Origin of the sequence: Lentzea sp. NPDC051838 (assembly GCF_040681245.1) — a bacterium.
Lineage (GTDB): Bacteria > Actinomycetota > Actinomycetes > Mycobacteriales > Pseudonocardiaceae > Lentzea.
Window position 1 is genome coordinate 1 of sequence record NZ_JBFAYI010000074.1, and the last position, 7329, is coordinate 7329.

Below are 7329 nucleotides of genomic sequence, written 5' to 3' on the forward strand. Positions count from 1 at the left end.
GTGGGCGGGGCGGGTGGGTTTGGTAATTGTCCACCCGCTTTTGGTGGACTCCCCCCATCCCTCCGAGGGTGGCTCGCTCATGCGCGGCTCGTGACGGGACCCACCCCACCAACGCACCCACAAACGCAACAGCAAGCCGCCCAAAGCAACAGGCGTGCCATCAACCCGCCGACGGCGCTGGTGGGTCCTTGATCAGATTGGCGGGGTCTGGGGCAGAGCTCCCAGAAAGCACCAGGAACGGAAGCACGGCACGCGCCCACCTACGAACACGAAACCGCCAGCCGCCAACCCAACAGGGAGACAACCACCAAACCGGCGCGACCAAAACCTCACTTAACCCCAGCCGCGTCCATCCCCCGCAGCTCCTTCTTCAAATCCTGAATCTCATCCCTCAACCGAGCAGCCAACTCGAACTGCAGATCCCGAGCCGCATTCATCATCTGATCGGTCAACGACTGCACCAGATCAGCCAGCTCCGACCGAGCCATCCCAGCCCGCTCGTGCGAAGCAACTACCCCAGAGGACCGACCACCCTCGCCGGTAGCCCTCTTCCCTCGAGACTGGTTCCGCCCAGACCCACCAACCGGAACCTCGTCCTCCACCTCGGAGTACACGGCCTCCAAAATGTCGGTGATCTTCTTCCGCAACGGCTGCGGATCAATCCCGCGCTCGGTGTTGTACGCGACCTGCTTGGCACGGCGCCGATTCGTCTCGTCGATCGCGTGCCGCATCGAGTCCGTGATCCGGTCCGCGTACATGTGGACCTCTCCCGACACGTTACGAGCCGCACGGCCGATCGTCTGCACCAGCGACGTGCCGGAGCGCAGGAACCCTTCCTTGTCCGCGTCGAGAATCGCGACCAGCGACACCTCGGGAAGGTCGAGACCCTCTCGCAGCAGGTTGATGCCGATCAGCACGTCGAACTCGCCCAGGCGCAGCTGACGGAGCAGCTCGACCCGGCGGAGCGTGTCCACCTCGGAGTGCAGGTACCGGACCCGGATGCCCAGCTCCAGCAGGTAGTCCGTGAGGTCCTCGGCCATCTTCTTGGTCAGCGTGGTGACCAGGACGCGCTCGTCGCGCTCGGCCCGCTCCCGGATGGAGTGCACCAGGTCGTCGATCTGCCCCTCGGTCGGCTTCACGACGATCTCCGGGTCGACCAGGCCGGTGGGCCGGATGACCTGCTCCACGAACTCGCCGCCGGACTGGCCCAGCTCGTACGGGCCCGGCGTCGCGGACAGGTAGACGACCTGGCCGATTCGGTCGGCGAACTCCTCCCACGTCAGCGGGCGGTTGTCCAAGGCCGAGGGCAGGCGGAAGCCGTGCTCCACCAGGTTGCGCTTGCGGGAGGCGTCGCCCTCGTACATGCCGCCGATCTGCGGGACCGTCACGTGCGACTCGTCGATGACCATCAGGAAGTCGTCGGGGAAGTAGTCGAGCAGCGTGGCGGGGGCGGTGCCGGCGCCGCGGCCGTCGATGTGGCGGGAGTAGTTCTCGATGCCGTTGCAGAAGCCGACCTGGCGCATCATCTCGATGTCGTAGGACGTGCGCATGCGCAGGCGCTGGGCCTCGAGCAGCTTGCCCTGGCGTTCCATCTGGGCGAGCGTCGTCTCCAGCTCGGCCTCGATGTCGCGGATCGCGCGCTCCATGCGCTCCGGGCCCGCGACGTAGTGGGTGGCCGGGAAGATGCGGAGGTCGTTCACCTCGCGGACGATGTCGCCGGTCAGCGGGTGGAGGTAGTAGAGCTTGTCGATCTCGTCGCCGAAGAACTCGACGCGGACGGCGAGCTCCTCGTAGGACGGGATGATCTCGACCGTGTCGCCGCGCACGCGGAAGGAGCCGCGGGTGAACGACATGTCGTTGCGGGTGTACTGCACGTCGACCAGGAGGCGCAGGAACGCGTCGCGGTCGACCTCCACGCCCGTCTCCAGGCGGATCGAGCGGTCGAGGTACGACTGGGGCGTGCCGAGGCCGTAGATGCACGACACCGAGGCGACCACGATGACGTCGCGCCGGGTGAGCAGCGACATCGTGGCGGAGTGCCGCAGCCGCTCGACGTCCTCGTTGATCGAGGAGTCCTTCTCGATGTACGTGTCCGTCTGCGGGATGTACGCCTCTGGCTGGTAGTAGTCGTAGTAGCTGACGAAGTACTCCACCGCGTTGTGCGGGAAGAGCTCCTTCAGCTCGTTCGCCAGCTGGGCGGCCAGAGTCTTGTTCGGCGCCATGACCAGGGTGGGGCGCTGCAGCCGCTCGACCAGCCAGGCCGTGGTGGCCGACTTGCCCGTACCGGTGGCGCCGAGCAGCACCACGTCGCGCTCTCCGGTGCGGACGCGGCGCTCCAGGTCGTCGATGGCCGCGGGCTGGTCGCCTGCCGGCTGGTACTCGCTGACCACGCGGAACTGCCCGTCGGAACGGACGATGTCGCCGACGGGACGGTGCTCGGAGTGCGCCTTGACGGTGCTCTCCTCTGGCGGGAGCTCGGTTGCGAAAGCCACGGGAAGCACGTTACGCCGGGGGTCTGACAATTTCTGATCGGCCCTGGTCAGAGGCCCCTCAGTCGCACGGGCAGCAGCAGTCGCACTTGCAGCAGTCACCGCAGTCACCGCAGTCGCAGTCGCACGAGTTCCGCCACTTGTCGCTCCACGGTCCCGGGTACGGGTCGCGGCAGCAGAACTGGCAGGTTCCGCACTGGTAGAGGAAGGCGCCACAGCCCTCGAAGCACCCGCGCGGTCGCGGCTGGTAGGTCAGCCTCGGGTACGCCCACAACCCGCGGCCGGGACTCGCCGGGGTGCGCCGGTCGTCCGGCTGGTCCGGGTGGTGGTGCGGGTGGTGCTGCCGCCCTCCGAAGACCCGGATGATCGACTCTTCCAGCTCGTGCACCAGCAGCTTGTGGACGAGCCGCGAGTCGTCGAACTCCACGTCCTTCAACGCGAGCCGGATGCCCGTCACCGCGTCCAGACACAGCCGGTGCGCCTCGTCGACAGTCGTTCCGGTGGCCGCCAACGGGTTCCAGGCTCCGGCCGCGCGGTCCGCCTCCAGGTCCTCCGCCGCGTCGATCAGGTGCGCGACCCGCCCGAACAGCCTCCCCACCTCGCGCAACGGCTCCGCGTTCGCGGTCCTGCCCGCGAGCAGTGCGGTCTGCGCGACGGCGAACCCGGTCGCCGTCTCCGTCGGCTCCGTCACCACGAGAACCGAGCTCCCCAGCCCCGCGGCGGCCTCGACGAGTGGCTGCCGCCGCACCGAGTCGACCATCACCGAGGCGTCGAAACCGAGATCGGCCGCCGTGCCAAGCCCCTTGGCGGCCCAGCGCTGCGCCACCGCCCGTCCAGCCCAGCCGGCCTTCCCCGCGAGCCCGTCCCCGTCGTCCACGTGGTCCTGGATCTTCAACGACGCCAGCAGCAGCGACACCGACGCCGCCAGCCGCGCCCCGGATCCGATCGCCACGTCCGCGGACTTCATCCCGCGCAACGCACAAGGCCCGGCGGACCGCCGCGACAAGCCGCTCTGCGCCTCGACCAGCGCCGAGATCAGGAGCCCGTCGTAGTTGGTGACGAGGCGCGCGAGATGACCGTGTTCGTCGCGCAAGGACAGACACATCCCGCACAGGTGCGCGAGCCACGACGATCTCAGCTCAGCGCCCATTCTGTTGCGGCAGGGGCGGATGATCCCGAACATGCGCGGCATCCTAAGTGGCCGTCACAGGTTTCGATGGCAGTATCGGCCACGTGGCACACATCCATCCGCCGAAGATCGAGTACTTCGACCTGGACGCCAAGAGCAACACGGACCCCAAGGGGCAGTTGAGAAGCGTCGACGAGTACCGGCTCACCCCGACGGGTCTCTACATGTTCCGGCCGCTCGCCGGGCACCCGAAGATCAGCCACTTCGAGAGCTGGTTCCTGCCGAAGCTCAACATCCGGGTGACGCGGCAGTCCTGGCACCCCGGCCACGTGATCGACTTCGACTTCTACGTGGACGTCGTGGAGATCAACGCGATCGGCACCGTCTGGAAAACGACGGACCTGTACCTCGATCTGATCGTCCGAACGGGTCACAGCGTGACTGTTTTGGACACGGACGAGTTGATCTCCGCAGTTCAGCACAAGTTGATCACGCCGGAACGCGCGCAATGGGCACTGGAAACCACCTACTCAGCGGTGTCGGGAATTTCAGCGCACGGTCACGATGTGGTCAGGTGGCTCACCTCTTCGGGTTGTCCCACCGCCTGGCGTTAGTACACAGAGTGTGGTCGTCATCTGACCGTGACGTAACAAATCGACCCGGCGTGTAACTGGCCGCACTTATTTGACTACCCTCGGCGTCGTGGGAGCGGTCACTACACCTCAGCTGGTCGACGTCGTCGACACCATTTCGGGCGTGCGCACTTATTCGTCCGGTGGCACTCGAACTCTCAGTTCGTGCGACGTCGAACGTTGGGGCCTCCGCATCGAGCATCCCACCCCGGAGGACCCGTTCTCCGACGCGGAAATCACGTGGCTGATGCCCGAACTGGGTCTGCGCCTCACGACCTACCGCGCCCGCTCACGCCACTCCCGCGGCACCCCGAGCGTGCTGTCCGCCGTGCGCGTCGAGCGCGACTACCGCCACTGGCAGACCACGGACCTGTTGCTGGGCCTGGCAGTTCCGGGCGGCACCACCCCGCGCATCGTCCGCAGCGAGGACTTCGCCGCCGCCGTGGCAGGCCGAGTCCTGCGCCCCGGCGACGCCGACCAGGCCCTGCGCACGGTCCACCGCACCCTCGAAGAGCTGAGCAACGTCAACCACAACCTCACCTCGTGGCTGACGTGGCACGGCATCTACGACTCCTGGCCGCCCCTGTAGGCCTTCATCCGCTCGGCAGCGGCTTGCATCCACGGATCCTTCGCCTCACCGTAGGCGAAGGCCCCGGAGTCGGCCGCGAACCGCTGCGACAGCTCCATCTTCAGCTCCGCGTACTCCTCACGAGCCGCCGAGTCGTGCCGCAACCAGTCCCGGAAGTCGACGGCCCACTGCCAGTTCGCCGCGCCCTCGACCCGCAGGTGCAGGTTCACCCGCCGCCCGGGATCCGCCCCGGCGTGCAGCCGCTTGCTCCAGTCCCCGTCACCTCGCGGCGTGTCCACGTACGGCCCCACGTACGGAAAACCGGCCTGCCCCAACACTTCCCGCAGCCCGTCGGCCGTCTCCATGTCCTCGACGGCGAGCTGGAAGTCCAGCACGTCCTTCGCCGCGAGCCCCGGCACCGCAGTCGACCCGATGTGCTCGACGTGCCGCCCACCAGCCGCCATGCTGATCCGCCGCGCCAGTCGCTTGGCCTGAGCAGGCCACCGCCCGTCGTACGGCACGACGATCGGCGATCCCGACGCATACGACTGCGTCCGCACGTTCTTCTCGAACCCGACCAGCCGATCCCACAACGTCGTGACGTCCGGAACCTCACCGCTGTTGTCGAGCCACACGTCAGCCACAGCCCGCCGCTGCTCATCCGTGGCCTGCGCCCTGATCCGGTTCTCGGCGTCCTGCCGATCCATCCCCCGGCTGCTGACGAGCCGCTGGAGCCGCGTCTCGGCATCGGCATAAACGACGATCACCAGGTGGTACGCCGCCGCGATGTCCCGCTCCACCAACAGAGGGATGTCGTGCACGACGATCGCGTCCTCGGGCGCCTCGGCCATCCGCTGCCCGGTCAACGCCCCGATGCGCGGATGCGTGATCCCGTTGAGCGTCTGCCGCGCGTCCTCGCCGGCAAACGCCTTGGCCGCCAACGCAGCCCGGTTCAACGTGCCGTCTTCGTTCAGCACGTCGGCACCGAACGCCTTGACGACCTCCTTGAGCCCGTCGGTCCCAGGCTCCAGCACCTCACGCGCCAGCTTGTCCGCGTCGATGATGAGAGCGCCGTTCTCGGCGAGCAGTCTCGCGACCGTCGACTTGCCGGACCCGATTCCCCCGGTCAACCCCACCCTGAGCATGCCGCCCAGGCTAGACCGGAGGCGTCATCGCCTGCTGGGCGAGTACCGGCAGCACAGCCAGGAGCCGAGCCTGAGGCAGGTAGCCGTTCCGGTTCCGCACCACGAACGTCGACTTCCCCAACGACCCGATCAGGAGCTGCTCGTCCTTGCCCTCGATCAACGTCCCCTTCTGCTTGCCGACGTCGACCTCGGTGATCTTCGCCCCGTCACCGCGCTCAGCCTCGACGCTCTCACTGACCCGCGTCCTAGCCGTCAACTCATCGACGTACGTCGACAACCCGATGACGATCTTCGCGTCCGTGAGGTTCTTCTTCTCGGGAATCCCGTAGTAGCAATCGATCTTCCCGGTCTTCCCGATCGAGGGCTCCTTGATCCCGATGATGATCCGAGGCTCCCCGGGCAACTCCTGCCCGAGCGTCGCGTTCATGACCTCAACGGGCACCACGAGCTCGCAGTCGTCGGGCAACGCGGGCCGATCGACCATCACCGGAATCCGCGAAGGCGTGGTGGGCGGCGTGATCTTCGGGATCTGCGGCGGCGGCCCCTGAGTCTGCGGCACCGCAGTAGACGAGCAGCCCGCGCACACCACCGCCAGCGCCACCGCGCCGAGCACCACGAAGAACTTGTTCCCACGCATAGGTTTGCCAACCTACACAACGAGGTTCGGCCTCCACCACAGAGTGAACGGGTGGAACCGCACGGGGAGGCGGCGCGCCACCACCGGCAGAAGGTGAGGCGGGGCAAGGCCAAGGTGAGAGGGCGAAGAAGCGAGGCGCGGCAAGGCGGGGTGAGAGGGAAGGCGCGAGCGCGCGGCAAGGCGGGGCGGGAGGGTGAGGCGGGGCGGGAGGGTGAGGCGGAACGGGGGGGTGAGGCGAGGCGGGGGTTGGGCGAGGCGGGGGGTTGGGCGAGGCTGGGGGTTGGCGAGGCTGGGGGTTGGCGAGGCTGGGGGTTGGCGAGGCTGGGGGTTGGCGAGGCTGGGGGTTGGCGAGGCTGGGGGTTGGCGAGGCTGGGGTGAGGCGGAGCGACGGCGAGGAGAGGAGAAGCCCGACGCGGGCAAGGCAGGGCGGGGGGCGAAGTGAGGCGGGCGGGACGCTGCGAGGACGAAGCAGGGTGAGGGACTGGGGTGAAGCGAGGCGGAATGGAGCGGCACGTGGGCTGAGACGGCCGATGCCGAAGGCAAGGCAGGGGCGATGGCGAAGGCAGTGGCGATGGCGATGGCGAAGCCGAGCTGCAGTGGCGATGCCGAAGGCGAGCTTGCTTTTCCGTGCGCTCCGGCGGGCCCCGTCACGAGTCGTGCTTGATCGTTTGCTGCGACCAGGCAGGGGTGTCAAGTCGACACGCTTTTCGTCGACGAGCGATTCCTGGG

6 protein-coding genes are annotated in these 7329 nt (G+C 67.7%); 2 read left to right on the top strand and 4 right to left on the bottom strand.

What is annotated here, in order from left to right; translation table 11 throughout:
• Nucleotides 1–329 precede the first annotated feature (329 nt).
• The gene (gene uvrB / locus AB0M24_RS48015; RefSeq protein ID WP_363781973.1) at nucleotides 330–2492 is read right to left on the bottom strand and encodes an excinuclease ABC subunit UvrB; all 2163 of its coding nucleotides are present in this window, start codon (nucleotides 2490–2492) and stop codon (nucleotides 330–332) included.
• Nucleotides 2493–2550: 58 nt separating this feature from the next.
• A complete protein-coding gene (locus AB0M24_RS48020) occupies nucleotides 2551–3672 on the bottom strand; it encodes a DUF5685 family protein (protein WP_363781975.1) in 1122 nt (373 codons plus the stop codon).
• A 50-nt stretch (nucleotides 3673–3722) separates the two neighbouring features.
• Between AB0M24_RS48020 and AB0M24_RS48025 the strand changes: the two genes are divergently transcribed.
• On the top strand, nucleotides 3723–4232 hold the full coding sequence (locus tag AB0M24_RS48025) for a DUF402 domain-containing protein (protein ID WP_363781977.1): 510 nt from the start codon (nucleotides 3723–3725) through the stop codon (nucleotides 4230–4232).
• An 88-nt stretch (nucleotides 4233–4320) separates the two neighbouring features.
• Nucleotides 4321–4839: a hypothetical protein gene (locus AB0M24_RS48030; RefSeq protein WP_363781979.1), complete on the top strand. Its 519-nt coding sequence runs from the start codon at nucleotides 4321–4323 to the stop codon at nucleotides 4837–4839.
• Here AB0M24_RS48030 and coaE read toward each other — a convergent pair.
• Together coaE and AB0M24_RS48040 are read right to left on the bottom strand one after the other, a co-directional pair.
• Nucleotides 4815–5963 carry a dephospho-CoA kinase gene (gene coaE, locus AB0M24_RS48035; RefSeq protein ID WP_363781981.1) on the bottom strand — a complete coding sequence of 383 codons (1149 nt, stop codon included), beginning with the start codon at nucleotides 5961–5963 and terminating at the stop codon, nucleotides 4815–4817. The genes AB0M24_RS48030 and coaE overlap by 25 nt on opposite strands.
• Nucleotides 5964–5973: 10 nt before the next feature.
• Nucleotides 5974–6600 (bottom strand): hypothetical protein, encoded by a 627-nt coding sequence (locus AB0M24_RS48040; RefSeq protein ID WP_363781983.1) that lies wholly within the window; start codon nucleotides 6598–6600, stop codon nucleotides 5974–5976.
• Nucleotides 6601–7329 lie beyond the last annotated feature (729 nt).

Coding starts and splice junctions, on each gene's coding strand:
- AB0M24_RS48040 (WP_363781983.1), bottom strand. CDS start 6,600: ATGCGTGGGAACAAGTTCTTCGTGGTGCTCGGCGCGGTGGCGCTGGCG.
- AB0M24_RS48020 (WP_363781975.1), bottom strand. CDS start 3,672: ATGTTCGGGATCATCCGCCCCTGCCGCAACAGAATGGGCGCTGAGCTG.
- coaE (WP_363781981.1), bottom strand. CDS start 5,963: ATGCTCAGGGTGGGGTTGACCGGGGGAATCGGGTCCGGCAAGTCGACG.